Genomic DNA, 25,770 nt, shown 5'->3' on the forward strand with positions numbered 1-25,770 from the left:
GCCTGAATCTTACGGTCCGCCGAGAACGTTACGCGAGGTGGACTGCACAGATCTGTACTTCACATGCTAAGAACCGGGAGTTGCTGACGAGTTACAGACGGGTTACCCAAAAGTCCTCACTCGGCGGAATGAGCCCAAGTTGAGTACTTCGTCTATTCGGCGGAGGCCCCTGGTTAGACTTTTGGCGGATAACACAAGTTTGGGCCCCGGTCCTCTGACCGGGGCCCCGGCGTTCCGTCGAGAACCGTGCGTCTCACAGGCCCATGAACGCCGCCAGCCGGCGGGCAAACCGCTCGGGATCCTCCACCGGGGCGGAGTGGCCGACCTCCGGCCACACCTCCAGGGTGGAGCCCGGAATCTGCTGGTTCGCCCGCTGCATCATCTCCAGGGTGATCAGCGCGTCCTGCTGGCCGTAGAGGATCAGCACCGGCACGCGGATTCCCTTCACCTGCTCCACCAGGTTCATGTTGTCCAGGGCCCGCCCGTTGGGGATGAGCGCGCCGGCCGACTTGGTCACCGACTCCTCCAGCAGCCGGTGGTAGAACTCGTCCTTCGGGGCGGTGGGCATCATGGCCGCCAGGGCCATCTTCAGCAGCTCGGGCTGCCGGATGGCCACCTCCAGCTGGGCATAGCGCTCAGGGGCCGTCACCAGGCCGGCGGGCTCCGCCGAGTTCACCAGCACCAGCCGCTCCACCAGCTCCGGGTGGTCCACCGTGAGCTGCTGGGCCACCGCGCCGCCCAGCGAGTGGCCGACCACGGTCGCCCGCCGGATGCCGACGGCCTCACAGAACTGGAAGACGTCGTCCCCCAGATCGGCCATGGTCCAGCCGCCCTCGGGCTTGTCGCTGTCGCCGCAGCCGCGCAGGTCGGGCGCCCACGCCGTGACCCCCTCGGGCAGCAAGCCCATCACCTTCTCCCACCAGAGCGAGGAGGCGGTGTTCCCATGGATCAGCAGGAGGTGCCGGTCGCCGGAGCCGCTCTTCCGGTAGAAGAGGTTCAGTCCCTTCGCAATCGTGACGTTCGGCATGTGAGATTCCTCCTTACCTTATATAAAAATCGGCGGACCGCTTCCAGTTCTCCTGCTCATTGTCGAGGACAGCAGTTGCAGACGAGTTACAAATGCGCGGCGGGCCGGCCGCCCTCGCGGGCAGGCCGGCCGCCGCGCAGCCGTCCACTCACCGGGGGATGAAGGGATTGGTGGGCCGGGGCAGGACTTCCACCACGACGTCGCTCACCGGCGTCGCCCGGCAGGCGAGGACCATCCCCTCGGCCCGCTCCGCGGGCGGCAGCACCGCCGCCGAGCTGGGCCCGGTCTGCACCGCGCCCGCGGCGACCCGCAGCTTGCAGACGCCGCAGCCGCCGTTGCGGCATCCCCGCAGGATCAGGCGGGAGTCCAGCCGGCGCAGGGCGTCGAACAACGTCTCGCCCGGCCGGGTCTCCACCACTCTGCCGTCAGCCTGAACGCGGACCTTCCAGCTCATCGATTAGGTGAACACCGTCGTGAAAGCGTCGTTCAGCTCACGCTGGAAGAAGAAGATGCCCCTGCCGATCTCGTCCTCCGTCCAGGTGATCACCGGCGAGTCGGGGTACGGCATGTAGCCGCCGGCGAAGGTCTCGTTCCGGTTGCCGGACGGATCGAAGAAGTAGATGGTCAGGCCCCGGCTGATCCCGTGGCGGGTCGGGCCAACGTCGATCTTCACGTCGTTCATCGCGATGACGTCCGCCGCCTTGCGGATCTCGTTCCAGTCGTCCAGCAGGAACGAGAAGTGGTGCATCTTGCCCTGCGGGCCGGCGATGATCGCAATGTCGTGCACCGTGTTGGTCCGGAACAGCCAGGCCGCGATCAGGTCGCCGTTCTTGGTGACCAGCCGCTCGGACATCCAGAAGCCGAGCAGGTGCATGTAGAAGTCGGTGGACTTCTGCGCGTCCTCGGCCGCCAGCAGGATGTGGTCCAGCCGCGGGGCGCCGATGCCCTGCAGGCCGGCCGGCCAGGGGTTCGGGTTCAGGGAGCCGACCTTGGTGCCGACCCGCTCCATCTCCGCGTACAGCTTCACCCAGTGGCCGCCGGGATCCTCGAACCAGAGCGCCTCGCCCATGCCCATCTCGGAGCCGGCGGGCAGGGTCTGCACCTTCACACCGGCGCTCTCTAGCTTGTTGCGGAAGAAGACCAGGTCGTCGGGGGACTCCACCTTCAGCGAAATCCACTCCAGGCCGGCCCGGTTGCTGGGGGTGAGGGTCAGGCTGTGGTGGTCGAACTCGTCCCAGCCCTTCAGGTAGACGTTGCCGTCCTTGTCCTGGCCGGTCACCTCAAAGCCGATGACCTTGGTGTAGTAGTCTATCGAGGCCTGCATGTCCAGACAGCGAATCCGGACGCCTCCCAGACGCATGATCCCCATTGCTCAGTCCTCCCACATGTGGATTTCCACGGGTCAAGCCCGGCTTACCGCCCCGGAATCTCGCTCACGGGCGTCCCGCCGATGCCCCAGTGGGTCTTGGGCACCTCGTAGATCACCACGCGGACGCGCTCCCGGGGGGTGCCCAGCACACGCGACGTCGTCTCCGTCAGCTCACGGATGAGCTCCCGCTTCTGCTCGGGGGTGCGGCCCTCCAGCATGTCCACCCGAATCAGCGGCATCTCCCTCTCCCCCCTTTCCGTCCTGGTTTTCTGCGCCGCCACCGGTGCCGGGCCCGGGCCGGCTCACGGCCTGCCGGAGCTGCACCGTCCGCCGGCCAGCAGAGGCCCGGGGGTTCGCCGGCCGCAGGCCCGCACCGTCCCGGGGCTAGACCACCCGCAGGCTCACTGAGCCCAGGCTGGAGAACCGGGCTTCGACCACGTCGCCCGGCGCCACGAAGGCGGCGGCCGTGAGGGCCCCTGTGAAGACCAGCTGCCCGGCCTTCAGCTTCTGGCCGCGGCGGGCCAGGTGATTGGCCAGGCGGGCCAGGGCGATGGCAGGGTCGCCCAGCACCGCCGCGCCCGCGGCCGTGGTGAGAATCTCACCGTTCTTCACGAAGACGACGCCGACGGTGGCCAGATCCAGCCCTTCGGCGGGGACGGGGCGCGCCCCCGTCACCGCCCGGGCGGTGGACGTGTTGTCCGCCACCACGTCGGGCAGGGTGAACTTGAAGTCCTTGTAGCGGCTGTCGATGACCTCCAGGGCGGGGAGCACCCAGCGCACGGCGGCCAGGGCCTGCGCCGGCGTGACGTCCGGCCCCTCCAGGTCCTCCCCCATCACCACCGCGATCTCGGGCTCCACCCGGGGGTGAATCAGCTCCGCCGTCTTCACCTCGCACCCGGGCAGCAGGGTGGAGGCGAAGAGGGCGCCGTACACCGGCTCGAACACGCCCATCGCCTTCTGCTTCTCCTTGCTGGTGAGGCCCAGCTTCCAGCCGATCAGCCGGTCGCCGGCTGCCAGCTTGCGGGCGATGATCTCGTCCTGCACCTGGTAGCCTTCCTCCAGCGTCAGCTCGCCGTGGGTCTGGGCCAGCGAAGGCACCTCCCGCCGCTCGGCCTCGGCCGCCAGCAGGTGTTCCGCAATCGCCTCCAGCTCGTCACGGGAAAGGGGCATATGCGCAATCCTCCTTCCAGCTCCTGCGGGCCACGCCCCCTGAGCACACGCCGCGCTCCGGGTCAGTCGGGCCAGGCCATCCGCGCCCGCTTCTTACGCGGTCGGGATGCCGATGGTCTGCAGCTCGGTGTAGAAGTCGAGGCTGTGCATGCCGCCCTCGCGGCCGATGCCCGACTCCTTCATGCCGCCGAAGGGCACCCGCAGATCGCGCACGAACCAGGAGTTGATCCAGACGTTGCCGCTCTGCAGCCGCTGGGCCATCCGGTGCAGCCGGGTGATGTCCCTGCCCTGCACCACCGAGCTGAGGCCGTAGCGGCCGGCGTTGATGATGTCGAGCACCCACTCGTCATCCGTGAACGGGGTGACGCTGACCACGGGGCCGAAGACCTCTTCCTGCACGATCTCCACGCTGGGATCGGGGGCGGCGAAGACCGTGGGGGCGATGAAGTAGCCGCCGTCGAACGGCGCCGGCAGCCCTTCGGCGCGCCCGCCGCCCGTGAGGCACTCGACGCCCTGCGCCTTCGCCCTGTCGATGAAGCCCATCACCCGGTCGAAGTGCTCCTGGGCGATGACCGGCCCCAGGGTGGTGTTCATGTCCAGCGGGTCGCCGGGCCGCAGGGCCTTCACCCGCTCCAGCAGAATCTCCATGAACCGGTCGTAGATGGGCTGCTCCACAAAGATGCGGGAACCGGCCAGGCAGACCTCGCCCTGGTTGTAGAAGGCGGCCCGCATGGTGACGTCCAGGGCCTTCTCCAGGTCCGCGTCGGCGAAGATGATGTTGTTGCCCTTGCCGCCCAGCTCGAAGGAGACCCGCTTCAGGGTGGGCGCGCCGGCCGCCATGATGACCTTGCCGGTCGTGGTCTCGCCGGTGAAGGAGATCAGCTTCACGTCGGGGTGCGTGGTGAGGTAGGCCCCGGCGCTGTCGGGACCGAAGCCGTGCACCACGTTGAAGACGCCGTCGGGAATGCCCGCCTCCTGCGAGAGCTCGGCGAGCCGGGTGCAGCCCACGGGGGTCAGCTCGGCCGGCTTCAGGATGACGGTGTTGCCCGCGGCCAGGGCCGGGCCGATCTTCCAGGTGGAGAGCATCTGCGGCATGTTCCACGGCGTGATGAGTCCGGCGACGCCCACCGGCTGCCGGTTGGTGTAGAAGGTGTAGCCGGGCAGCACGAACGCCTCGTCGTAGTACTTCTCAGCCAGGTCGGCGAAGAACGTGATGTTGTGGGCCATGCGCTCGACGTAGCCGGCGATGCCCTCGCGAATGGGCCGGCCGACATCCATGCACTCCAGGTAGTTCAGCTCGTCCTTGTGCTCGATCATCAGCTGGGCCCAGCGGCGGAGCAGCTTGCCCCGCTCGGCCGGCGCCATGCGGCCCCAGATCTTGAAGGCCCGCACGGCGGCCTTCGCGGCCAGGTCGATCTCCGCCTTGCCGCCGAGCGCGCACCGGGTCAGCTCCTGGCCGGTCGCCGGGTTGGGCACCGAGAACGTCTCGCCGCTTGCGCTGTCGACAAACTTGCCGTCGATGAAGTGCTTCAGCCCCTTGCGCAGCCACGCATCCATGCGCTCGCGCACCGCGCTGGGAATGACCGCCTCTGCCATCTACTTCCCGCTCCTTTCTGCTGCCAGGTCCTGTGCCACGACGAGAATCAGATCCTCCTGACCGCCCACCGCCTTGCGCCGGCCCATCTCCATCAGGATGTCGCGGGCGTCAACCCCGAACCGCTCCGCCGCCCGCCGGGCGTGCAGCAGGAAGCTGGAGTAGACGCCGGCATAGCCGACGGTGAGCGCATCCTTGTCGATGATGATCGGCCGCGGCAGGATGGGCCGCACGACCTCCTCGGCCGCGTCCTGCAGCTTCCACAGGTCGATGCCGGTCTCGTAGCCCGCCTTGGCGAGCGCGGCCGCCAGCACCTCGGTCTGGGCGTTGCCGGCTCCGGCCCCCAGCCCGCAGGTGGAGCCGTCCACCTGGTTCGCCCCCTCTTCCAGGGCGGCCAGGGTATTGCCGATGGCCAGCCCCAGGTTGTTGTGGGCGTGGAAGCCCACCTGGCACTCCAGCCCCTCCACCAGCGCCGAGACCCGCGCCCGCACGTCGTCGGGCAGCATCGCGCCGGCGGAGTCGACCACGTAGACGCAGTCGGCGCCGTAGGACTCCATCTTGCGGGCCTCTTCCAGCAGGTGCCGGGGCTCGATCATGTGAGACATCATCAGGAAGGTGACGACTTCCATGCCGTTCTGCTTGGCCCAGTGGATGTGCTCCTCCGAGATGTCGGCCTCGGTACAGTGGGTGGCCACCCGGGCGACGGTGGCGCCGGCGTCCCGGGCCATCTTCAGGTCCTCCACCGTGCCGATGCCCGGCAGGATGAGCACGGCCAGCTTCGCCCGGGTCATCTCCTCCCGAGCCGCCCGCAGCAGCTGCTCCTCGGGCACGCGGCTGAAGCCGTAGTTCTGGGAGCTGCCCCCCAGCCCGTCGCCGTGGGCGACCTCAATCACAGGCACGCCGGCCCGGTCCAGGCGGCGCACGACGGCGCGCACCTGCTCCTCGGTGAACTGGTGGGAGACCGCGTGGCTGCCGTCGCGCAGGGTGGTATCCGTGATGCGCACGTACCGCTTCTGCATGCTTCCTTACCCCCTCTCCCCGGCCTCGAGCAGGTGCCGGGCGGTGACCTCGGCCGCCTGCACGGCCGCAGCCGTCATGATGTCCAGGTTGCCGGCGTACTTGGGCAGGAAGTCGCCCCGGCCCTCCACCTCGATGAAGACCGACACCCTGCGCGGCTCGAAGATCGGCTCCGAGCGCAGCCGGTAGCCCGGCACATAGGCCTGCACCGTGCGGATCATGTCGTCGATGGAGGCCCGCATCTGAGCCGGGTCGTACGCCTCGGCCGTGTGGCAGAAGATGGTGTCGCGCATCATGATGGGCGGCGACGCCGGGTTCAGGATGATGATCGCCTTGCCCCGCTTCGCCCCGCCGACGACCTCCAGGCCCCGGGCCGTGGTCTGGGTGAACTCGTCGATGTTGGCCCGGGTGCCGGGCCCGGCCGAGAGGCTGGCGATGGTGGCGACGATCTCGGCGTACTCCACGGGCACCACCCGGCTGACGGCCTTGACCATCGGGATGGTGGCCTGCCCGCCGCAGGTGATCATGTTGATGTTCATGGCATCCCGGTGCTCGCCCAGGTTGACCGCCGGGCAGACGTAGGGGCCGACGGCCGCCGGGGTGAGGTCGATGGCCCGGATGCCCTTCTCCTTCAGCGCCTGGTGATGGGCCAGGTGGGCCTTGGCGGAGGTGGCGTCGAACACGATGGCCGGCGGGTCGGGGTGGTTGAGGATGTACGCGTAGCTCTCGGCGCTGGTCTCATAGCCCAGCCGTGCCGCGCGCTTCAGGCCTTCGGAGTTCGGATCGATGCCGACCATCATGGCCAGCTCGAGCACGTCGCTGCGCTGAATCTTGTACATCAGGTCGGTGCCGATGTTGCCGGACCCGATGATCCCCACGCGCACCTTCTGGGGCACAAGCATCCTCCTTCCTACTCAAACCGTGCGCTGACGCTGCCCAGCCCGCAGCCGAAGCGGGCGGTGAACAGGTCGCCGGGCCTGGCCTCCACGGCGGCGGTGACCGCGCCGGAGAGGATCACCTCACCCGCCCTGAGCCGGATGTCGAACTGCGCCAGCTTGTTGGCGAGCCAGGCCACCGCGGCCGCGGGGTTGCCCAGCACGGCCGCCCCGGCCCCGCACCAGAGCATCTCGCCGCTGCGCTCGAAGACCATGCCCACCAGCGTCAGGTCCAGCTGGTCGGGCCGCACGCCCCGCTCGGCCAGCACCACCCGGCCGGAGGAGGCGTTGTCGGCCACCGTGTCGGGCAGCCTGATCTTCCAGTCGGCGATGCGGCTGTCGACGATCTCCAGCGCCGGCACGATCAGCCGGGTGGCCTGCAGCACATCCAGCACCGTACACGGCGTGGGCAGGTCCCGCGCCAGGATGAAGGCCAGCTCCCCCTCCACCTTGGGCTGGAGCAGCTCGCCCAGCTCTACCGGCTCGCCCGGGGGAACGACCATCGTGTCCAGCACATGGCCGTAGTCCGGCTCAAACACGCCCAGCATCTTCTGCATCGCGTGGGAGGTGAGGCCGATCTTCTTGCCCACCACCCGCTCGCCGCGCGCCTTCCGGATCTCCATCCAGGCCAGCTGGATCCGGTAGGCGTCGTCCGCAGTCAGATCCGGTTCCCGCTCCGTCAGGGGGCCGATGGGCCTGCGCGTGCGCTCGGCCTGATCCAGCTCCGCGGCGTACGCCGCGAGGCGCTCACTCGTGAGGGCCATGGAAAACTCCTCCTCTCCGCGTGGGGGCGCAGAAAAATGAAAGCCCAGCCAGGACGCGGGCAGGCAGCGCTTCACGCGGCTGCTGCTTGGCGTCCCGGTGGGCTGGGTTCCGCCGGCTTCCCTCCGCGCCTTTCCGGGCGCCGAGGCACAGGCGGACTGCACCTCCGGCTCTATGCGGTTCATCGTGTATGTACGGATACAGGTGGCTTTTCCCTGTCGGGCTGTCGGTGTTCCGGGTCTGGTGTTGGCGGTCTCACCGCCTGCGCCTGTCCAGCCTGTGGCCTTATCCCGCGGTGCCGATCGGCACCCGGGCCGGCCGGCCGTACCGTTCCCAGTAGCGCTGCACGGCAGACCGCATCGCCATGATGAACGCCTGCTGCGACGGGATCACCAGCGACCTGGCCATCTCCCGCAGCAGGGGATCCAGGCCCTGGGCCAGGCAGTACCCCACGACCCGCTCCCGGCAGAAGCGCCGGGCGAGGTCGGTGGTCAGCATGAACTCTGCATCGACAATGGTGTGGGTCTCCGGGTCGATTTCGAGTACCACCCCTGCGGTTCCGAACCGCTCAGAGAGGCACGTCCCGCGCGGGGCCTGCGCATACCCGCTCGTGAGTACCGTGAGCTCCCGCCTGCCACTCACTGACCACACCCCCCATTGGCGCCTAGTCAAAATGTTATGTTTGGGTAGCCAATTTGTGCACTGTTGAAACGGACGGAGAGGAACCGTTTGTTCCGTCCGAATCCGCGGGGCCCCAGTCCGTCAGGCTCAGCAGACGGAGGCTGACCTGCGTGTCGAACCGGACTTCCGGGTCGTCCAGGTCCAGGCCGCCCACCTCCCGGATGCGCTGCAGCCGGTACTTCAGCCCGCTGACCGAGATGTTCAGCTTCTCGGCCGCCGCCTGCAGGCTGCAGGCGTTCTCCAGGTAGACGCTCAGGGTCTGCAGGAGCTCGGTCTGGTTCTCGCGGTCATAGTCCATCAGGGGGCCGAGCCGCTCTGCGGCGTGGCGGAGCAGCAGCTCGGGCGGGCCGGCGCGCAGCAGCAGCTGCATCGCGCCCAGCTGGTCCACCCGCACCACCTGCGCCTTCCGGCCGTGCCGCTGCATGGCCGCCAGAAGCGTCTGGCACTCCCGGTAAGCCCGTGCCGCCTCGGCGGCCCCCTGGAAGGTCCGGCTCACGCCCACGCGCACCGGCTGGCGCTCGGCGGCCGCCCACGCCGACAGGTCATCTGCCAGGTCTGCGGCGGCCGGGCCGGAGCACTCCACGAGCCCCACCAGGTGGTCGGTCCGGGTGGCCAGAAGGCCGCGGATGCCGCTGGACTCCAGCAGTTCGTGAAACCGCCAGTGCAGCGCGGCCAGGCGGCCCTGGGGAATGCCATCCGGCAACCCGGCGGGTTCGACGACAATGATCCGGTGCGGCGCGCCGGCCAGGTTCAGGCCCAGGTGATGGGCCCACCGCTCCAGGAAGCCGGGGTCTGCCCCCGAGGCGAGCAGGTGATCGAGGAACTCCCCCCGGGCATGAATGGCGCCCTCGACGGCCGCCCGGGCCCGCAGGAGCTCCAGCCCGCAGGTGAGCGCCGCCCGTTCGGCCACCAGGCTGACCAGGTCGATGGCCAGACCCTGCACCGCGCTCATGCTGAGGAAGCCCAGCAGCTCCTCGCCGAGGAGGACGGGGGCGACGATGCGCGCGCTGCCGGGGCTGCCCGTCCGCCCGCCCGGCCATGGAACCGCCGCGGCCGGCAGCACCAGGGGTCTGCGGTCCCGCTGAAGCCGCGCCAGCTGCCGGCGCAGGTCGGGGCGGACGGCGACCAGCTCCGCCAGCGGCGCAATCTCGCCGAACCGGGCCAGCGGGCGCAGGTGCCGGTCGTCCACGGCCACCCCGCAGCCCAGGAGCCTGCCCAGGGCCTCGGCGACGCCGGCGGCCCCGGCTCCCCGGGCGACCACGTGGGTAAGCTGTTCATGGACGGCGATCACGTGCTGAAGCTGGTCGTGTTCGCTGCGGAGGCGGCGCAGCGTCTGCTCCGCCTCTTCGGAGAGCGGCGCCAGATCCCACAGCGGCGCATCCGCCTTGGCCTGCAGCCCCCACGCCTCCGCGGGCATGCCGACGAACTGGCACGACTCGTCGCCCATGCCCGCGCAGGTGACCTCCCGGAAGAGGATGCGCCTACCCATCACCGTGGAGGCGTACCCGCCGGCGTAACCGGTGATCACCCAGCAGGTGGGCCGGTCGGCGGCGCCGAAGTGGCGCAGGTGCTCCCGGGCTTCCACGGAATGGCGCCAGGTCCCCTCCATGCGGAACCTGCCCTCTGCCGGGTCCATCTGCAGGAGCCGCACCTCCACCCCGGCCATGCGGGTCGCGGCGTGCAGGCGGGGACCATCCCGCAGCCAGTCCACCTCGGAGCGGCCTTCGCCCATGCTCACGCCGCGGGCCTTCGCCGCCTCCTGGCCCCAGGCCCAGCCGAAACGCAGGAGGAGCCCCCTGGCCCGGGCCTCGCCCAGCGTGCGGATCAGGTCCCGCCGGAACGCGCCGAAGGCCTGTGTGCTGAGTCCTCTGATCACGTCCGCCGACAACGCGATCACCCCTTCACACCCGGCTCGGCTCACCTCCAGACGCTTGGCACCCCGAAACTTCTTTCCAAGTGCGATTCTTCCCTGCTGTCAAGTTGACTGTTAGTACTGAATTCAGTGTATACGAGTAGCCTGTGTGCAGGCGAGCAAGTATCGGCCGTCCACGGGTCAATGGCGCTTTTGTGCCATATCGCCATAGGGTGTATGTCCGAAGTGACGGCGGGAGTGGCCTATGGGTGGTGAGTGGTGAGTCGTGGGCTGTGAGAATGGTGGCGGGGACGGAAGCCGCCGACGTGGCCGTGGGCGGTGAGGCGTGGGTCGTGAGAACAGCGGATCGCGGGGCAGGGACGGCGGCTGTGCGCGGTGAGTCGTGGGCTGTGAGAATAGCGGCTCGCGGGGCAGGGACGGCGGCTGTGCGCGGTGAGTCGTGAGCCGGGAGAATGGTGGCGGGGACGGAGGCCGCCGACGTGGCCGTGGGCGGTGAGGCGTGGGTCGTGAGAATAGCGGCTCGCGGGGCAGGGGCGGCGGCTGTGCGCGGTGAGTCGTGAGCCGTGGGAATGGTAGCGGGGACGGAAGCCGCCGACGTGGCCGTGGGCGGTGAGGCGTGGGTCGTGAGAACAGCGGCTCGCGGGGCAGGGACGGCGGCTGTGCGCGGTGAGTCGTGAGCCAGGAGAATGGTGGCGGGGACGGAAGCCGCAGGCGTGGCCGTGGGCGGTGAGGCGTGGGTCGTGAGAATAGCGGCTCGCGGGGCAGGGGCGGCGGCTGTGCGCGGTGAGTCGTGAGCCGGGAGGGTGGTGGCGGGGACGGAAGCCGCAGGCGTGGCCGTGGGCGGTGAGGCGTGGGTCGTGAGAACAGCGGATCGCGGGGCAGGGACGGCGGCTGTGCGCGGTGAGTCGTGAGCCGGGAGGGGCCCAGCCCTGACGAAAGCGGCGGGCGTGACCGTGGGTGGTGAGTCCTGAGCTGTAATAGCAGTCGCTGGCGACAGCGGCGAGAATGGCTTCGGTGCGAAGCCGTGAGCGTGGTGCCGGAAGAAGGCGGTGGCGGCGAGCGCCGCTGTAGTCGGTCAGTGCTGGGCCGAGAGCGTGACTGCTGAGCGCCTGGCCGGGCAACCGGTCTCGAACTGTGTCCCGCAGGCCGACGGGCTGCGAAAGCCGCGCCACCGGCCGTCCACCTTTCCGTTCCCTCCATGCACCGCCGTTAACGCATCGTCCACGGCTCAGCGCACCTCTCACCGCCGACCGCTCAACAGCCACGGCACCTCTCACCGGTCGCTTCCCGCCGTTCGCGACAGCCGTCCACGGCCCACTGCCCACCTCGCACGCTGGCCGACCACCGCCTCTCTCTCACTGCTCACTGCCCACCGCTCACCGTCCACCGCTCAACGCCGCTTCCCGCCGTTCGCGACCACCGTCCACGGCCCACTGCCCGCCTCCCAGGCTCACCACCCACCGCCTCTCTCTCACTGCTCACTGCCCACCGCTCAACGCCCACCGCTCAACGCCGCTTCCCGCCGTCCGCGACCACCGTCCACGGCCCACTGCCCACCCTCGCCGACCACCGCCTCTCTCTCACCGCTCACTGCCCACCGCTCACCGCCCACCGCTACCTCTCACCGCCCACTGCTCACCTCTCACCGCCTACCTTGTGCTAGAGTAGTCGCGACACCAGATTCGCATCTCCATCCCCGGAGGTGATCGCATTTGCTCGTAACCGTACTGGGACGATACTCCCCTTACGCGCCTGCGGGCGGCGCCTGCCCCGGCTTCCTGGTGCAGGCCGGCGGCGTCGCGCTCATGCTGGACGGCGGTCCCGGCACCGTCGCTCGGCTGCAGATGCAGATCGATGCGGCCGACCTGAGCGCCGTGCTGGTCTCCCACCTGCACCCCGACCACATCGCGGACCTGCACAGCCTGCAGTACCTGGTCGCCGACCAGGCGCCCGGGCGGGATCCCCTGCCGGTCTATGCGCCCGATCTCAGCAGCCCGGAGCGGCACTGGCTGGAGCCCACCAGCTTCGGCAAGGCCTGGATGCGGCTGCTCCCCCTCCCGGTGGACGAGGGCATCGTCTTCGGCCCGGTGCGAGTCACCTTTGCCCGCACCGACCACCCGGATCCCTGCTGGGCCATGCGCATCACCGACGGCCGCCGCACGCTGGTGTACACGGCCGATACCGGCGCCGGCGCGGACCTGGCCCCCTTTGCGCGGGGCGCCGATCTGCTGATCGCCGAGTCCACCTTCGTCGCCGCCAACGGCAAACACCGCAGGGGGCACATGACCGCCGGGGAGGCCGCAGACCTGGCCCGACGGGCCGGCGTCCGGCGGCTGCTGCTGACCCACTTCCTGCCCTCGACCCCCATCGCCGAGGCCGAAGCGGAGGCGCGGGCCGTTTTCCCGGCGTCCGAGGCGGCGGTGGAGATGCGAACGTACCGGGTCTGACGGGATGCATCTTTCTGCGGGCTGCGGCATTCCATGATAGCAACCGGTTACAACCAGTGGTGACCTGCAAGTGGAGGTGGCACCGTTGACGGTGACCCTCTGTGCGGTGAATCCCGCGAAACGCCGCCTGGCCCGCAAGCCCATCATTGGTATCACGCCCAGCTTCGACCGCGAAAGCGAGCGCCCCCTCATCAGCGGCAGGCCCCTGCTGTACGTGACCCAGGAGAACGTGCGGGCGATCCGGGCCGCAGGGGGACACGCCGTGATCCTGCCCATGTGCCAGGACGATGAAGCCGAGCTGCTGGACGGGCTCGACGGCCTGTTGGTCACCGGCACCGAGACTCCCCTGCCCCGACGCCTGCGCGTGCGCGAACAGCTTCCCGGCCTCAGGGAACAGAACCCCGAGCGCTACGACTCCGACAGCCGCTGGCTCCGGGGCGCCCTGGACCGGAAGATGCCCGTGCTCGCCATCTGCCACGGCATGCAGATGCTGAATGAGATCCTCGGCGGTTCCCTGTGGCCCAGGATCTTCCCCAAAGCCGAAAGCCAGCGCCACGCCCAGACCGCCCCGCCCGACCAGCCCTGGCACCCCCTCCGCGTGCTGCCCGGCTCCCTGCTGGCGGCGTCCCTGGGAACGACGGAAACCATGGTCAACAGTTTCCACGTGCAGGCAGTCCGGCGGCCGGGCGAGGGCGTACAGATTACCGGGTACTCGGCAGATGGCGTCGTCGAGGCCATCGAGTGCCCGGCCTACCCCTTTGTCGTCGGCGTCCAGTTCCACCCGGAAAGGCTCCTCCGAACCAACTCGCATATGCTGAACCTCTTCAAAGCGTTTGTGGCCGCCGCCGCCGAACATGCCGAAGAGCGGTGTGCAGATGCGGCGGCCTGCAAGAACTAAGCGGTTCGCGGCGGCACCCGAGTGCTGCTGCAGCCGTGCGGCCGGCCCCCCTGGGGGAGCCGGCCGCACGCGCGTCCTTCCCGGACCGCTCGTGTCCGGTCGCTTCGTACCGCACGCTCCCCCTTGACGAACGGCGCTGAGGGCAATGATAATATAGGTGAAACTATCACCTAGATGAAGACGCGCTGTTCGCTCTCAAGGGGGTGCAACCAGTGCGCATCGCCGTCACCGCCCTGCAGCCCGGTCCGGACAGCTCCGTGGCCCGGGCGCTCGATCGGGCGCCTTACCTGGTCGTCTACGACACGGCAACCGGCACCTGGCAGGCGCTGGACAACCGGCCTGTCCGGAAGGTCTCCGGCTGTCCGGCGGATGCGGCGGCGGAGCTGCTGGAGCGTCACCGGGTGGACGTGCTGCTGACCGGCACCTACGGGCCTGCCGCCTACCGGGCGCTTCAGGACCGGTTCATCCGCGTGCGCGACGGCGCCGCGGGTACGGTGCGCCACGCGGTGAGCCGCTTCCTCCAGCCTGCCAAAGCAACCCGCCACCATCATCTCCAGTGAAAGGGGTATCAACATGCGCTTCGCTCTCCCGGTTCGCCCAGACGGTCGCCTCAACCCCCACTTCGGCCGCTCCCCGGCCTTCACGTTCATCGATGCCGATCCCGAGGCCAAGCAGATCACCGGCCGCCAGACGCTCCCGGCGCCGCCGCACGACCACGCGGGACTGGCCCGGTTCATGGAGGAGAACGGCACCGAGGTCGTGATCGCCGGCGGGATGGGACCAGGCATGCGCCACACCCTCGAGCGCGCCGGCCTGACAGTCGTGGTGGGCGCGCCCAGCCTCGATCCGGCAGAGCTGGTCACGCAGTACCTGAACGGCACCCTGGTCACGGGCGAAAACACCTGCGGGCACCATCACGGCCATGGACACGGTTACCATGGTCACCATGATCACGACGGTCACTACGATCGCCACGGTCACCATGATCACGACGGTCACCACGATCGCCGCGGTCACCATGATCACGACGGTCACCACGATCGCCGCGGTCACCATCATCAAGACGGTCACCATAATCAGCACCGTCACCACGGTGAACACGATCCCGGCGACCACCGGGGGTACCAGGGCCGCCATGGCCGCAGCTAGGGGGTGAGACCGCCATGCCCCGCGGACATTGCCGTCACCACCACGGTCGCGGCCGCAGGTGCGGTATGGGTCACATGTACCGGTTCGTCGAGCCCGTGGTGCTCTACGCCCTCAAACTGAAGGGCGAAAGCCACGGCTACGACCTGGCCGGGGTCGTGCAGGCCTGCGCGCTGACGGAGGCCGAGATCGAGCGCGCGTCGCTCTACCGGACCCTGAAGCAGCTCGAGGCCAGCGGGCACGTGACCTCCCGCTGGGAAACCGACGAGAGCGGACCCGCCCGCCGGCTCTACCGGCTGACCGAAAGCGGCGAGCGGTACCTGCAGGACTGGGTGGAGCTGCTGGACAGGCTGTCGCAGTCCATGGCCCGTTTCGTCGCCGATGCCCGGCGGCTGGGGTCGGAGACCCGATCGTGAGCGCGGAGGGTCATGGAGAGCGCCGCCCCTGTGCCCGGAGCCGGGCGCAGGGGCGGCGCATCGGTCTGTCTAGTAGTTCTCCACGAAGATCTCGAAGTACGCCTGCGGATACTGACAGGCCGGGCAGGACTTGGGAGCGGCCGTGCCCTCGTGGATGTAGCCGCAGTTCCGGCACTTCCAGAAGTACTTGCCGTCCCGCTTGAAGACCACGCCCTTCTCCAGGTTCTCCACCAGTTTGCGGAAGCGGGTCTCGTGCGCGGTCTCCGCCTTGGCGATCATCCGGAAGGCGGTGGCGATCTCCTTGAACCCTTCGGCCTCTGCCACGTCCGCGAACTCGGGATACATGTCCGCCCACTCGTGGTGCTCGCCGGCGGCCGCCGCCTTCAGGTTGTCGGCGGTGCTGCCGATGGCAATCGGATAAGCTGCGTGGATCTCGACGTCGGCGGGCATCTCGCCCTCCAGCCCGGCCGCCGCCAGGTTGAAGAACCGCTTTCCGTGCTCCGCCTCGTTCAGCGCGGTCTCCTCGAAAATCGCCGCGATCTGTTCCAGCCCCTCCTCACGGGCCTTCGTGGCGTACATCATGTACCGGGCCTGGGCCTGGCTTTCCCCCGCGAAGGCCTTCAGGAGGTTCTCCAGCGTCTTGGTGCCTTTCAGGTTCATATCCCTTCTCCTTTCCCCGGCGAGGACATCGGCGGCCGGTTCGCAGCCTTCCCAGCGCCGACCTGGGCAGTTGCCGGTTCATACCTTATTATATCTGAGATTGTTCTCTCTTTCACTTGTTCAAAGGAAGGGAGTTCCTCTGACCCAAAGGGAACGGGATCCCTCCCCCCAGGTCGATGCCGCCGTGATCCCTTCGGCGCCGGGGCCCCGGGCGGCTGAGACGGAAACCGGCCCAGACTGCTCGGGACGAACAGCTTGGGCCGGCGTGTTGCAGGACGTCTGCCGCAAGGGCCCTAGAGCCCGATCTTCACCCGGGTGGCGTAGAAGACCACGCGCCCGGCCAGCTCGCCCAGGGCCACCAGCGCCACCAGGGCGCCGGCGAACTGCGGCATCTGGGCCACCTTCTGCTGGACCACACGCCGCCAGACCAGCGGCATCATGATGCCGGCGCCGGCCGCCAGGCAGAGGATCTGCCCCCAGTAGAGCACGGACCACTCGTCGATGATCAGGGCGGCGGTTGCCTGCGCCTCGGGCCCGGCCGTGCCCAGGTAGACGCCGTGCAGCGCCAGCGCCACGACCTGCAGCGCCAGCATGGCCATGGCGCCCACCACCAGGCTCGTCAGCCCCCGGGGCTCCTCGCCCTCGGTGCGGCAGCACAGGCCGGCGAAGACCACCGAAGTGCCGATCAGCCCGGCGGTCGCGAAGAAGACCAGCGTCGTCGAGAAGTGCGTCCACGCGGGGAACGCCGTGGTGCGGTAGATCATCGACATGGAGAAGATCAGCGCCAGGCCCAGCAGGCTCGTCAGCACCGCCCAGCCGTTGCGGGTCTGCGGGCTTCCCACCTCCGACCGCTCCAGGAGCACGCTGGCGATGCCGGTCGCGCCGAAGAGCGCCGTCAGCAGGATCTCGCGGCTCAGCCACGACGTTCCCAGGTTGCCCATGGTCTTCAGGGCGTTCAGCGGGTAGCCCAGGTGGGTCACCGAGGCCAGCACGCCCACGATGCCGAGGCCGAGGGCGACATACAGGAAGCGCATGCGCTTCTCCCGGGATTCCTCATTCCACACCACCAGCCGGCTGACCACGTAGATGCCGACGGCCGACTGCAGACAGAGGGTGTAGAGAATCAGCGACCAGTCGTGCATGTTCACTTGCGACTCCCTCCAATCGGCGAGCTGATGGCTCCGGCCGGCGGGTTGACGACCAGGGACGGGGAGGTGAGGTTCGGGTCGGCCAGCCCCCGCACCCAGGAGGTGCCGTTGTGCTTGGCCCGCAGCTCTTCGATGTCGCCGAAATCGATGAGCTGGTACGGACAGGCGTCCACGCAGACCGGACGCAGGCCGGCTTCCACCCGGTCGATGCAGCCGTCGCACTTGTGCACCCGGCCCGTCTCGGGGTTGTACTGCGGGGCGTCGTACGGGCATGCCCACACACAGCTCTGGCAGCCCACGCAGTCCTCGGCGTTGACCAGCACGAGGCCGTTGTCGCTCCGCTTGTACATCGCCCCGGTGGGACAGGCGTGGACGCAGGACGGGTTGGCGCAGTGGTTGCAGCTGATGGAGAGCCAGTAGGACGTCACGTTGTTAAACCAGGCGTTGCCGCGCTGCACCCAGCCGCCGTCCTCGTAGTTATTCACCTTGCGGAACAGCTGGCCCACCTCGAGGTTCGCCCGGTCCTTGCACGCAATCTGGCAGGTCTTGCATCCTGCGCAGTACTTCGCATCGATGAAGAATCCGTATTGCATTCCGGCTCACCTCCTTAGAGCTTGGCCACCTGAACCAGGTTGGTGTGCTGCGGGTTGCCCTTGGCGCCGGGGGTCGGATGATATTTGGCGATGGTGTTGATGCAGCCCCGGATATCCACGCCCTTCTCGTTGGGCGTGTACCAGGCGCCCTGGGGCAGGTCGGCCACGCCGGGCATGATCGTCTTGGAGACCCGGCACCGCACGTGGATCTCGCCCCGGTCGTTCCAGACCCGCACCATGTCGCCGTCCTTGATGCCCCGGGCGGCCGCGTCGAGCTCGTTGAGGGTGATCATCTGCGGCTCCACCTCTTCCATCCACGGGTTGTTGTCGTGGGTGGAGTGGACGCGCCGCTTGGTGTGGTGGCCGATGAGCTGGATCGGGTACTTCTCCCGCAGCGGGTCCTCCGGGCCTTCCCAGGACGAGACGTACTTGGGGATGGCCGGAAGCTCGTCCGCGTTGCCCCGCTGCTCGGCCAGCTTCGCCAGCTGCTCCGAGTAGATCTCGATCTTGCCCGACGGGGTAGGCAGGGGGTTCTTCTCGGGGTCGGCGATGAAGTCGGCGTAGGCGATGACCGGCTTCGTGTCCTTGCCGCGGACAACGGGATCTTCCAGCAGCTGCTCCCAGGTCGGGAAATCCGGATTCTTGGCGCGCAGGTTGTCGATGGCCTCGCGGCACCAGTCCTCCCATGTCTTCCCTTCCGTGAACTCGTCGGCGATGCCCAGCTTCTCGGCGACGCCGGCGCAGACCTCGTAGTTGCCCTTCACGTCGAACAGCGGCGTGATGGCCGGAACGCCCAGGTAGAAGCGGTCGCCCATGACGTTGGTCGAGCCCCGGCCCAGGTGGAGCCGCTCGTAGCTGGTCGCGTCGGGCAGCAGCACGTCGGCATAGCGGGCCGAAGGAGTCATCATCACGTCGTGGACCACGATGAACTCGCACAGCGACTCGTCCTGCAGAATCCGGTGCGTGGCGCCGGTGTCGGAGTGCTGGTTGATCAGCGTGTTGCCGCCGTAGTTCCAGATGAACTTGATGTTGGAGTCCAGCTTCTCAGCGCCCCGCAGGCCGTCGATGACCGTGAGCTCCGTACCCCGGACGATGGCCTCGGTCCACATGAAGACCGGGATCTGGGCCTTCACCGGGTTGGTGCCGGCGGGGATGCTGGGGCTGGGCGCATTCTTGCGGCCGTCCCGGAGGCCGGGGCCGCCGCCGCTCACGCCGATGTTGCCCGTCATGGCGGCCAGCACGGGGAGGCCCCGCACCGGCTGCTCGCCGTAGGCGTGCCGCTGCCAGCCCAGGTTCTGGATCAGGGCGCAGGGCTTGGTCAGGGCGATCTCCCGGGCCAGCCGCACGATGGTCTCCCGCGGGATGCCGGTGATTGCCTCGGCCCACTCAGGGGTCTTGGGCACGCCGTCGGCCGCGCCAAGCACGTAGCTCTTGTAGCTGGACTTGGGCGGCGCGCCGGGCGGCAGGTGCTCGTCGTCGAAGCCGACGCAGTACTTGTCGAGGAACGCCTGATCATGCAGGTTCTCGGTGATCATCACGTAGGCCATGGCGTCGATCAGGGCGTTGTCCGTAGTCGGGCGGATCGGGATCCACTCGTCCGCCAGGGCCTTGGCCGTGTCGGAGAGGCGGGGATCGATGACAATGACCTTCGCCCCGGCCTTCTTGGCCTGCATCTGCCAGTAGAACTCGTTGCCGCCGCCCGGCTGGGTCTCGCCCGAGTTGTTGGCGAAGAGAACCACCAGGCGGGAGTTCACCAGGTCGTCGCTGGAGTTGGTCTCGATCCGCCCGAAGGTGTACGGCGCCGCCCAGTTGTAGCAGGCGGAGGAATACGTGTTGTAGTAGCCCAGGTAGCCGCCCATCAGGTTGAGGAGACGCTGCACGGGGGTGCGGCTGGTTCCGTCGGTGCCGGAGGCATAGTGGACCCAGACGGCCTGGTTGCCATAGGTCTTCACGATCCGGTCCAGATTCTCGGCGATGAGCGTGAAGGCCTCGTCCCACGTGATGGGCTCAAACTTCCCCTCGCCGCGCTTGCCGACCCGCTTCATCGGCTGCTTTAGCCGGTCGGGGCTGTAGACAAACTGCCGGGTCGCGCGCCCCCGCAGACAGGCCCGCATGGCCGGGAATCCGGGCCGGTCCAGCTGGTCGGTGTCGACGCGGACGATGACGTCGTCCCTCACGTGCAGCCTCAGCGCGCAGGAATAGCCGCCGCAGTTTACGGTACACTGCTGCCACACGACCTTTTCAGGCACGGGCGTGCCAGTGGCTTCCGCGGTGCGCTCCAGTGGCTTCAAGCCACTCTGGACAGCAGCCGCGCCGCCAAGGGCAGCGCCGGCGCCCACCACCGCTGACCACTTGAGAAAGCTTCTGCGGGAAATCTCAGGCAGCATCCGGTTACCTCCTTCAGTCTCGGGTAAGTGCAGGTTCCGCGATTGCCTCTTCTAGAAACTGCCAGTCGGAACGGATCACGCCCAGCGTCAGCCGGGCCACGCCGGCGTAGAACCCCGTCTCCCCGTAAGCCTCCACCTTCCCGGCGAAGTCGTCGACCCAGCGGAGCAGGTTCTCCTCCAGACACGCGCGCTGCCCCGAGAACAGCTCGCGGGCACCGGCAGGGTCGCCGTTCTCGAGCCGGTCTGCGGCTCGCCGGGAGAGCTCGCTCAGAAACTGCAGCTGTAACCCGATGTGGTCGTCCGTCAGGCCAACCGCCCGCTCTGCCACCAGGCCGAACCGGGCGTACAGCGCCCTGACCCGGAGGGTCTCCTCGCCCATGAGGGTGTGCTCCCGGTCCAGGTAGACCGATTGCCACGGCGGCGCGGCCGCCGGTCCCAGCGTGCCGAAGAGATCCCAGAACTCCCGCCGGAGCGTCTCCGCGCTGACCGATGGCAGCGCCTCAGTCAGGCGCGCGAGCCCCCGCTCCACATCGTCCTGACCCCTGCCCAGCGGCCATTCACCCACGAAGTCCGGGTGACGCAGCGCCGCCAGCGTACCTTCGTCAGGCGGTGCGAGATAGAGACCGGCCAGCAGGCGGTACACCTCCGCCCGGACCCTGCAGTACAGCGCCGGATCGGCTGAACCCACGGTCATCGCCCCCTTTCGCCAGGACCGCGCGCTTTGTGACGGTCCTCACAGTTTCGTGCCCTCATTATGCGGCATGATAGAAAATCTCGGGACCGCCGTCCGGACAACAATTTGGGATTACGCCCGAGGGGGGCTACTGCGCTGATCGTAGGTTGACCGCCCGAACCAGAACCGTCTGACACGGCGCGGACGGGCGGCCCGGACGGGCCGGTCAAAAAGGGCCGGGTTCCCGTTCAGGGAACCCGGCTCTTTCTGCTGCGAACGGCAGATCACCGCAGGCCCGCCCGGATGATCATCTGCCCGTCGGTGAGCTCCACCCCCGTCAGCGTGAGCGGAGAGACCAGGGCGCTCACGTCGATGTCCAGCCAGCCTTCCGCCACGATCTCGCGGATGATGCCCTCAGGCACCCGGAACCCGCGCACCTGCATGAGCGACGGCTCGAACCGCAGCTTGCCCTCGGCCGTGACCAGGAAGCCGCCACTGATCTCCAGCGGCACGTCATCAAACACGCCCGACAGCACGAAGGCCTCGTCCTCCCCCACCAGGTCGACGCGCAGGCGGGTGAGGGGATCGTATTCACCGATGTAGGCGTTGAGCCGCTCCTCCGAGATGGTCGCCACCGCCCCCGGCGGGAACAGGGAGAAGCGGATGTCGTCGGGCTCGAGCCCCGCAGTGCCCAGCTCCTGCAGGGCGAGCCCGAGCGCGTCCAGCACCGGCAGGGCGCTCTGCTGCCAGTCGGCCTCCACGGCAGCCAGGGCATCCTCCACCTCCTGCCGCTGGTCGCCCAGGCCCGCCAGGATCGCCTCGCGCGCGGCGATGGCCTCCTCCAGCGCCGCCACCTGGGCCTGCTGTTCGGCGCGCAGCCGGTCGGCCTCAGCCCGGGCCTCGGTCAGCCGCTCGGCCTGGGCGGCCACCACGCTCTGGGTCTCGCTGAGCTCGCGGGCCAGGCGGGCATCGTAGGCCATGATCTGCTTCAGCGCATCCAGCCGCCAGAGGAAGTCGGCCAGCGACCCGGCGCTGAAGAGCAGCACCCAGGGGCCGCGGTTGCCCTGCTCCCGGTAGTACCGCAGGCGGCGGCCGTACTGCTCCTTCCGGGCCGCAAGCTCCTCCTCGAGCCGGGCGAGTTCCGCCAGGGCCGCCTCCTCCTGGGCCGCGACCTCAGCCAGGCGGCCCTCCACCTCGGCCAGGGCCGCACGGGCCTCCTCCAACCGGCGGTTGAGGACGAACAGCTCCTGGAGCACCGCCTCGCGGTCGGGGGATTCGGCAGCGGCGGCCCACGACCCCAGGACAGGACCCCGGGCCGCACCCTGCGGCCACGGCAGCGGACCCGCCGCGAGCAGGGCGATGAGGCAGAGCAGACCCACAAAACGCGCTCTCCTCATGCACACCCTCCTCTCCCCGGCGGCGACTTGCGCTTCCCCATGTCATTACTACGGCAGACCGGCCCTCTCCTGCACCGGGGCGGACGCGATGGGGGGCGCTGCACCCCCGTACAGCGCCCCAGGCAAACACCCTCTCGGCGTGCTCCGGGCAGCTTCGCCCGGCGGTTCGGCCGCGCTAGTCATCCCCCGCCCGGGGGACCGCCCCGACGGGCTCGGCCGCATGCTTCTTCTCCCAGATGTCATCGGCCAGCCGGCCCCAGGCGGCCGCGTAGCCAGCCAGCTTGTCGGCGAACTCGTCGACCGACTCGTTGGTCATCTGCGTGCCGCGGGCCCCCGACTCCTTCACCATCGCCCGCAGCGCTTCGGGGTGATCGATGATCGGACACGGGCGCCGCAGGTTCTCCGAGAAGGGCTGCCGCTTCTGGTAAGCCTTGAACAGCGGGTTCTGAAGCGCCTCCTCCAGCGACACATCGTGGATGTTGCAGGTCGCGTAATGCGCAAAGGCGCACGGTTCCACGTCGCCGGCCGAGTTGATGTGGAAGTACTTGCGCCCGCCGGCGATGCAACCCACCGCCGCCTCGCCGTCGTTCCAGAAGTCCACCAGGAAGATGGGCTTGGTGCGGCGGAACTCGGTGATGCGGTCGAACATGTACGCCCGCTGCTCGGGGGTGGCCATGAGCTCCAGGTCCACGTCCCGACCGATGGGGATGTAGGTGAAGAACCAGCCGAAGGCGGCGCCCTTCTCCACCATCTTGTCGATGAACGCCTCGCTGCCCAGCTCCTCGGTGTTCTTGCGGGTGTAGGTGGCCGAGAAGCCGAAGATGAGCCCTTCCTCGCGCAGGATGTCCATGGCCGCCATGATCTTCTGGAAGACGCCCTTGCCCCGCCGGGCATCCGTGGACGCCTCCAGCCCCTCCAGGCTGAGGGCGAAAACCATGTTCCCCCGCTCGGCCGCCTCTCGGGCGAACTCCCGGGTGATCAGCGTGCCGTTGGTGTAGATGTGGAACATCTTGTCCGGGTGGCGCCGGGCCAGCTCGAGCAGGTCGTTCTTGCGCACCAGCGGCTCGCCGCCTGAGATGACGAAGAAATGAATGCCCAGCTCCCCGGCCTCCCGGCAGATGCGGTCCATGGTCTCAAGGCTGAGCTCCGGGCGCATCGCGTAGTCGCCGGCCCAGCAGCCGATGCAACGCAGGTTGCACTTCGCGGTGGGGTCCATCAGGATCGCCCACGGCACCTTCACCCCCAGCCGCTTCTCCGCCTCCCGCTGCTTGGGAATGCCCAGCAGGCTGCAGTTGATGAAGAAGTTGACCGCGGTGCGCCGGCGCACGTTGGGATGGGTCTCGGTGAGCAGGCGCATGGCCAGCAGGTGCCAGTTGCTCTCCTCGTCGTCCAGGAAGGCCTTCACCTTCGCGGCGATCTCGCGGTGGCTCTCCAGGGGGGCGTTCTTCGTCACCCAGTCAGTGAGACGCGGCAGGTTCTCCTCGGGGTTGCGCATGACCATCCCGACCACGTGCTCCAGAACTTGGCGGCCCAGATAGGTCTCGGCAAGGTTCATGAACGATCCCTCCTTCGCATGGCAGGAATTCCCCGCTGGATGCTGAGATGCACCTCTCGCCCCCGAAGGGCCGGGCTAGAAGAGCTCCTCCGCGAAGGCCGCCTCTTCCCGGGCGACCAGCTCCTCCAGCTGCTTCACCACATCCTCGGCCGCTTCTGCCACCTCCCCGGGCGCTGCGCGGCTGCCGAGGTCCAGTGCGGCGACGACGGTGTCGGCCATCAGGCCGGCGACCTGCTCATCCGACATCGCCGCCTGTTCCGGCAGCCACGCCGCCGAGACGAAGAATCCGAGAAAGACCGCGCTCACCAGGAACGCCTGGGTCTGCGGCGTCAGGTCGCGCCGCGCCAGGTTGTGCCGGTTCAGGAAGTCCAGCAGGACGTGGAACAGCTCCTTCCGCTCCGGGTGTGCGCGCTGCTCCTGGCGGAGCAGGCTGCCCACCACCTCCACGTCCCGGGTGAAGACCGCCCGGACCAGGGGGCGCTGGAGCAGCCCCAGCGCGACCTGCTTGAAGAGGGCGTGCAGGGTGAGGGGCCCCTGCTCCGCCCGTATGCGCTCCAGCACGGTGCGGGAGAGCAGGATCCGCTCCCGCCGCAGCACGGCGCCGAAGAGCTCCTCCCGGGTGTTCCAGTGCAGGTAGAGCGTGCCCTTGGCCACCCCGGCCTCCCGGGCGACGTCGTCCAGGGTGGTCTTGCTGTAGCCGTACCGCTCCACCAGAGCCGCGGCGGCATCCAGAATGCGGTTAGCCCGTTCCGCGCGGCGATGCCGGCGGTCCCGCTTTCCGCCCGTGCCGCTCACCTTGTCTGCCATTCCCCTGCGCCCCCGTTTTCATGTTTTTGACCAGCTAAGCTCATTTGGTCATAGATTCATTGTTCATCATAGCCGATTGCACCCGGTTTCACAAGCCGGCAGATGCAAAAAAACCGGGCGGGGTTCCCATGTCCCCGCCCGCCTTCGGCACGTCGGCAGCCGTCGCTCCGGCGCCGCCTGGCCTATCTTCTGGACGCCCGGTATCCCGCGGCCTCCGCGTCGGCCCGCGTGGCGAAGCACGCCTCCGCGTACGTCCGGTCGTAGAACTGGCCCCCGGGCACGTGGTAGATCTTCTCCCCGCTGGCGTTGATGTTGCCCTTGATCAGGCCGCCGCAGTCGCCATTCACCGGCAGGAGCGCCCCGCGGCCGTCCGGCCCGCCGCTGCCCCCGGCCGCGGCCGCCGTACCGCTGCCCGCATCCGGGAGACCCCACAGCCCGGCGCCCGCCTCCCGGGCCTGCTGCTGCAGGGCGACGAACCGGTCGGCGTACTTCACGTTGGGGGGCACGGTCATCACCTGGGCATAGCCTTCCCGGACCAGCGTCGCGTTGAACAGTTCATCCCCGACCCAGACGTAGGCCAGCAGGCGGCCGTACCGGTCCCGCGCCTCCGCGTCCAGCTCCAGGCTGACCTCCTGTCCGGTCAGCCGCTCCTTGGTGAAGGCCGAGGCCTCGGCCCCGTAGGGCTCCGCCGTGCCGTGCACCTCGGGCGTGTCGACGCCGATCAGGCGCACCCGCTCCGTACGGCCGTCGATCTGCACGTCCACCGTGTCGCCGTCCACCACCCGCGTCACGGTCGCCCTGACCGTCTGCCCGGGAACGGCCCACTCATCATCCACCGGGGTGTCCCCGGGGCCCCCGTTATCCGTCGCCGGGGTGTCCCCGGGGGCTTCCCTCACCGCGGTCGAAGTGTCCCCGAAGGACCCCGTCTCCGCCGCCGGAAACGGCGAACCCGCTGCGCCGTCCCCGCCGGCCAACGCTTCCGCCGCCGCACGGCCATCCGGCGCGGGCGCCTCCCTGTGACCGGCCGCCGGCGCCTCCCCGCGTTCGGACGCTGCCGCCTCCGGCGTCACGGCCGGGGGGACATGCGCCGGGTCCCCGCCCTCCAGCCTGCTGCTGAGGGCGGCCGCCACCACCACGACGGCAGCGATCGCCACCCATCCCCGGGGGCGCCGCCCACCCTGCTTCCGCTTCATTTTCTGCGACCTCCGTGCTGCA

General features: G+C 68.9%; 25 protein-coding genes. 5 read left to right on the top strand and 20 right to left on the bottom strand.

The window, feature by feature from the left end:
• Positions 1-253: 253 nt before the first annotated feature.
• The 11 genes from ACZ5UM_RS16745 to ACZ5UM_RS16795 form a co-directional block, all read right to left on the bottom strand.
• Complete coding sequence (locus ACZ5UM_RS16745; RefSeq protein ID WP_464845611.1) at positions 254-1,027, bottom strand: alpha/beta fold hydrolase; 774 nt, start codon at positions 1,025-1,027, stop codon at positions 254-256.
• 148 nt (positions 1,028-1,175) lie between these two features.
• Positions 1,176-1,481: a 2Fe-2S iron-sulfur cluster-binding protein gene (locus ACZ5UM_RS16750; RefSeq protein ID WP_464845612.1), complete on the bottom strand. Its 306-nt coding sequence runs from the start codon at positions 1,479-1,481 to the stop codon at positions 1,176-1,178.
• A gap of 3 nt (positions 1,482-1,484) precedes the next feature.
• Entirely contained in the window at positions 1,485-2,396 is a 912-nt protein-coding gene (locus ACZ5UM_RS16755) for a catechol 2,3-dioxygenase (protein ID WP_464845613.1), read from the bottom strand.
• Positions 2,397-2,440: 44 nt separating this feature from the next.
• Positions 2,441-2,635 carry a 4-oxalocrotonate tautomerase gene (locus ACZ5UM_RS16760; RefSeq protein ID WP_464845615.1) on the bottom strand — a complete coding sequence of 65 codons (195 nt, stop codon included), beginning with the start codon at positions 2,633-2,635 and terminating at the stop codon, positions 2,441-2,443.
• A gap of 145 nt (positions 2,636-2,780) precedes the next feature.
• Positions 2,781-3,566, bottom strand: a complete 786-nt coding sequence (locus tag ACZ5UM_RS16765; RefSeq protein ID WP_464845617.1) for a 2-keto-4-pentenoate hydratase — start codon at positions 3,564-3,566, stop codon at positions 2,781-2,783.
• A 93-nt stretch (positions 3,567-3,659) separates the two neighbouring features.
• The gene (locus ACZ5UM_RS16770; RefSeq protein ID WP_464845619.1) at positions 3,660-5,162 is read right to left on the bottom strand and encodes an aldehyde dehydrogenase; all 1,503 of its coding nucleotides are present in this window, start codon (positions 5,160-5,162) and stop codon (positions 3,660-3,662) included.
• Entirely contained in the window at positions 5,163-6,179 is a 1,017-nt protein-coding gene (dmpG, locus tag ACZ5UM_RS16775; RefSeq protein WP_464845621.1) for a 4-hydroxy-2-oxovalerate aldolase, read from the bottom strand. It lies immediately after the preceding gene.
• Positions 6,180-6,185: 6 nt separating this feature from the next.
• A complete protein-coding gene (locus ACZ5UM_RS16780) occupies positions 6,186-7,073 on the bottom strand; it encodes an acetaldehyde dehydrogenase (acetylating) (RefSeq protein WP_464845623.1) in 888 nt (295 codons plus the stop codon).
• 14 nt (positions 7,074-7,087) lie between these two features.
• Positions 7,088-7,876: a 2-keto-4-pentenoate hydratase gene (locus ACZ5UM_RS16785; protein WP_464845624.1), complete on the bottom strand. Its 789-nt coding sequence runs from the start codon at positions 7,874-7,876 to the stop codon at positions 7,088-7,090.
• 283 nt (positions 7,877-8,159) lie between these two features.
• A complete protein-coding gene (locus ACZ5UM_RS16790) occupies positions 8,160-8,516 on the bottom strand; it encodes a DUF3870 domain-containing protein (RefSeq protein WP_464845625.1) in 357 nt (118 codons plus the stop codon).
• A 34-nt stretch (positions 8,517-8,550) separates the two neighbouring features.
• On the bottom strand, positions 8,551-10,443 hold the full coding sequence (locus ACZ5UM_RS16795) for a helix-turn-helix domain-containing protein (RefSeq protein ID WP_464845627.1): 1,893 nt from the start codon (positions 10,441-10,443) through the stop codon (positions 8,551-8,553).
• A 1,697-nt stretch (positions 10,444-12,140) separates the two neighbouring features.
• On the opposite strand from ACZ5UM_RS16795, the gene ACZ5UM_RS16800 reads away from it, so the two are divergent.
• The 5 genes from ACZ5UM_RS16800 (at position 12,141) to ACZ5UM_RS16820 (ending at position 15,335) form a co-directional block, all read left to right on the top strand.
• Positions 12,141-12,875, top strand: a complete 735-nt coding sequence (locus ACZ5UM_RS16800) for an MBL fold metallo-hydrolase (protein ID WP_464845629.1) — start codon at positions 12,141-12,143, stop codon at positions 12,873-12,875.
• A gap of 91 nt (positions 12,876-12,966) precedes the next feature.
• On the top strand, positions 12,967-13,773 hold the full coding sequence (locus tag ACZ5UM_RS16805; RefSeq protein ID WP_464848408.1) for a gamma-glutamyl-gamma-aminobutyrate hydrolase family protein: 807 nt from the start codon (positions 12,967-12,969) through the stop codon (positions 13,771-13,773).
• A 212-nt stretch (positions 13,774-13,985) separates the two neighbouring features.
• The gene (locus ACZ5UM_RS16810; protein WP_464845630.1) at positions 13,986-14,333 is read left to right on the top strand and encodes a NifB/NifX family molybdenum-iron cluster-binding protein; all 348 of its coding nucleotides are present in this window, start codon (positions 13,986-13,988) and stop codon (positions 14,331-14,333) included.
• A gap of 13 nt (positions 14,334-14,346) precedes the next feature.
• Complete coding sequence (locus ACZ5UM_RS16815; protein ID WP_464845633.1) at positions 14,347-14,922, top strand: NifB/NifX family molybdenum-iron cluster-binding protein; 576 nt, start codon at positions 14,347-14,349, stop codon at positions 14,920-14,922.
• Between the two features lie 74 nt (positions 14,923-14,996).
• A complete protein-coding gene (locus ACZ5UM_RS16820) occupies positions 14,997-15,335 on the top strand; it encodes a PadR family transcriptional regulator (RefSeq protein WP_464845635.1) in 339 nt (112 codons plus the stop codon).
• Positions 15,336-15,404: 69 nt separating this feature from the next.
• On the opposite strand, the gene rbr is transcribed toward ACZ5UM_RS16820, so the two are convergent.
• From rbr to ACZ5UM_RS16865, 9 genes are all read right to left on the bottom strand, one after another.
• Positions 15,405-15,995 carry a rubrerythrin gene (gene rbr / locus ACZ5UM_RS16825; protein ID WP_464845636.1) on the bottom strand — a complete coding sequence of 197 codons (591 nt, stop codon included), beginning with the start codon at positions 15,993-15,995 and terminating at the stop codon, positions 15,405-15,407.
• A gap of 293 nt (positions 15,996-16,288) precedes the next feature.
• Positions 16,289-17,137, bottom strand: a complete 849-nt coding sequence (locus ACZ5UM_RS16830) for a dimethyl sulfoxide reductase anchor subunit family protein (protein ID WP_464848410.1) — start codon at positions 17,135-17,137, stop codon at positions 16,289-16,291.
• A 2-nt stretch (positions 17,138-17,139) separates the two neighbouring features.
• Entirely contained in the window at positions 17,140-17,736 is a 597-nt protein-coding gene (locus tag ACZ5UM_RS16835) for a DMSO/selenate family reductase complex B subunit (protein ID WP_464845639.1), read from the bottom strand.
• A gap of 14 nt (positions 17,737-17,750) precedes the next feature.
• On the bottom strand, positions 17,751-20,123 hold the full coding sequence (locus ACZ5UM_RS16840; protein WP_464845640.1) for a DMSO/selenate family reductase complex A subunit: 2,373 nt from the start codon (positions 20,121-20,123) through the stop codon (positions 17,751-17,753).
• A 13-nt stretch (positions 20,124-20,136) separates the two neighbouring features.
• Positions 20,137-20,817 carry a TorD/DmsD family molecular chaperone gene (locus ACZ5UM_RS16845; protein ID WP_464845643.1) on the bottom strand — a complete coding sequence of 227 codons (681 nt, stop codon included), beginning with the start codon at positions 20,815-20,817 and terminating at the stop codon, positions 20,137-20,139.
• A 263-nt stretch (positions 20,818-21,080) separates the two neighbouring features.
• Positions 21,081-22,193, bottom strand: coding sequence for a murein hydrolase activator EnvC family protein (locus tag ACZ5UM_RS16850; RefSeq protein ID WP_464845644.1), 1,113 nt, complete (start codon positions 22,191-22,193; stop codon positions 21,081-21,083).
• Between the two features lie 175 nt (positions 22,194-22,368).
• Positions 22,369-23,748, bottom strand: a complete 1,380-nt coding sequence (locus ACZ5UM_RS16855; RefSeq protein WP_464845647.1) for a radical SAM/SPASM domain-containing protein — start codon at positions 23,746-23,748, stop codon at positions 22,369-22,371.
• Between the two features lie 75 nt (positions 23,749-23,823).
• The gene (locus tag ACZ5UM_RS16860; RefSeq protein ID WP_464845649.1) at positions 23,824-24,555 is read right to left on the bottom strand and encodes a TetR/AcrR family transcriptional regulator; all 732 of its coding nucleotides are present in this window, start codon (positions 24,553-24,555) and stop codon (positions 23,824-23,826) included.
• Positions 24,556-24,737: 182 nt separating this feature from the next.
• Positions 24,738-25,748: a thermonuclease family protein gene (locus tag ACZ5UM_RS16865; protein ID WP_464845651.1), complete on the bottom strand. Its 1,011-nt coding sequence runs from the start codon at positions 25,746-25,748 to the stop codon at positions 24,738-24,740.
• Positions 25,749-25,770: the final 22 nt, after the last annotated feature.

It is taken from the genome of Symbiobacterium ostreiconchae (assembly GCF_055396975.1).

What these genes read in the sequence shown, in the direction of transcription:
- ACZ5UM_RS16845 (WP_464845643.1), bottom strand. Translation starts at nt 20,817, where the DNA reads ATGACCGTGGGTTCAGCCGATCCGGCGCTGTACTGCAGGGTCCGGGCG.
- ACZ5UM_RS16835 (WP_464845639.1), bottom strand. Translation starts at nt 17,736, where the DNA reads ATGCAATACGGATTCTTCATCGATGCGAAGTACTGCGCAGGATGCAAG.
- ACZ5UM_RS16770 (WP_464845619.1), bottom strand. Translation starts at nt 5,162, where the DNA reads ATGGCAGAGGCGGTCATTCCCAGCGCGGTGCGCGAGCGCATGGATGCG.
- ACZ5UM_RS16855 (WP_464845647.1), bottom strand. Translation starts at nt 23,748, where the DNA reads ATGAACCTTGCCGAGACCTATCTGGGCCGCCAAGTTCTGGAGCACGTG.
- ACZ5UM_RS16840 (WP_464845640.1), bottom strand. Translation starts at nt 20,123, where the DNA reads ATGCTGCCTGAGATTTCCCGCAGAAGCTTTCTCAAGTGGTCAGCGGTG.
- ACZ5UM_RS16860 (WP_464845649.1), bottom strand. Translation starts at nt 24,555, where the DNA reads ATGGCAGACAAGGTGAGCGGCACGGGCGGAAAGCGGGACCGCCGGCAT.
- ACZ5UM_RS16745 (WP_464845611.1), bottom strand. Translation starts at nt 1,027, where the DNA reads ATGCCGAACGTCACGATTGCGAAGGGACTGAACCTCTTCTACCGGAAG.
- ACZ5UM_RS16820 (WP_464845635.1), top strand. Translation starts at nt 14,997, where the DNA reads ATGTACCGGTTCGTCGAGCCCGTGGTGCTCTACGCCCTCAAACTGAAG.
- ACZ5UM_RS16755 (WP_464845613.1), bottom strand. Translation starts at nt 2,396, where the DNA reads ATGGGGATCATGCGTCTGGGAGGCGTCCGGATTCGCTGTCTGGACATG.
- ACZ5UM_RS16815 (WP_464845633.1), top strand. Translation starts at nt 14,347, where the DNA reads ATGCGCTTCGCTCTCCCGGTTCGCCCAGACGGTCGCCTCAACCCCCAC.
- dmpG (WP_464845621.1), bottom strand. Translation starts at nt 6,179, where the DNA reads ATGCAGAAGCGGTACGTGCGCATCACGGATACCACCCTGCGCGACGGC.
- ACZ5UM_RS16830 (WP_464848410.1), bottom strand. Translation starts at nt 17,137, where the DNA reads ATGCACGACTGGTCGCTGATTCTCTACACCCTCTGTCTGCAGTCGGCC.
- rbr (WP_464845636.1), bottom strand. Translation starts at nt 15,995, where the DNA reads ATGAACCTGAAAGGCACCAAGACGCTGGAGAACCTCCTGAAGGCCTTC.
- ACZ5UM_RS16760 (WP_464845615.1), bottom strand. Translation starts at nt 2,635, where the DNA reads ATGCCGCTGATTCGGGTGGACATGCTGGAGGGCCGCACCCCCGAGCAG.
- ACZ5UM_RS16785 (WP_464845624.1), bottom strand. Translation starts at nt 7,876, where the DNA reads ATGGCCCTCACGAGTGAGCGCCTCGCGGCGTACGCCGCGGAGCTGGAT.
- ACZ5UM_RS16765 (WP_464845617.1), bottom strand. Translation starts at nt 3,566, where the DNA reads ATGCCCCTTTCCCGTGACGAGCTGGAGGCGATTGCGGAACACCTGCTG.
- ACZ5UM_RS16750 (WP_464845612.1), bottom strand. Translation starts at nt 1,481, where the DNA reads ATGAGCTGGAAGGTCCGCGTTCAGGCTGACGGCAGAGTGGTGGAGACC.
- ACZ5UM_RS16865 (WP_464845651.1), bottom strand. Translation starts at nt 25,748, where the DNA reads ATGAAGCGGAAGCAGGGTGGGCGGCGCCCCCGGGGATGGGTGGCGATC.
- ACZ5UM_RS16850 (WP_464845644.1), bottom strand. Translation starts at nt 22,193, where the DNA reads ATGAGGAGAGCGCGTTTTGTGGGTCTGCTCTGCCTCATCGCCCTGCTC.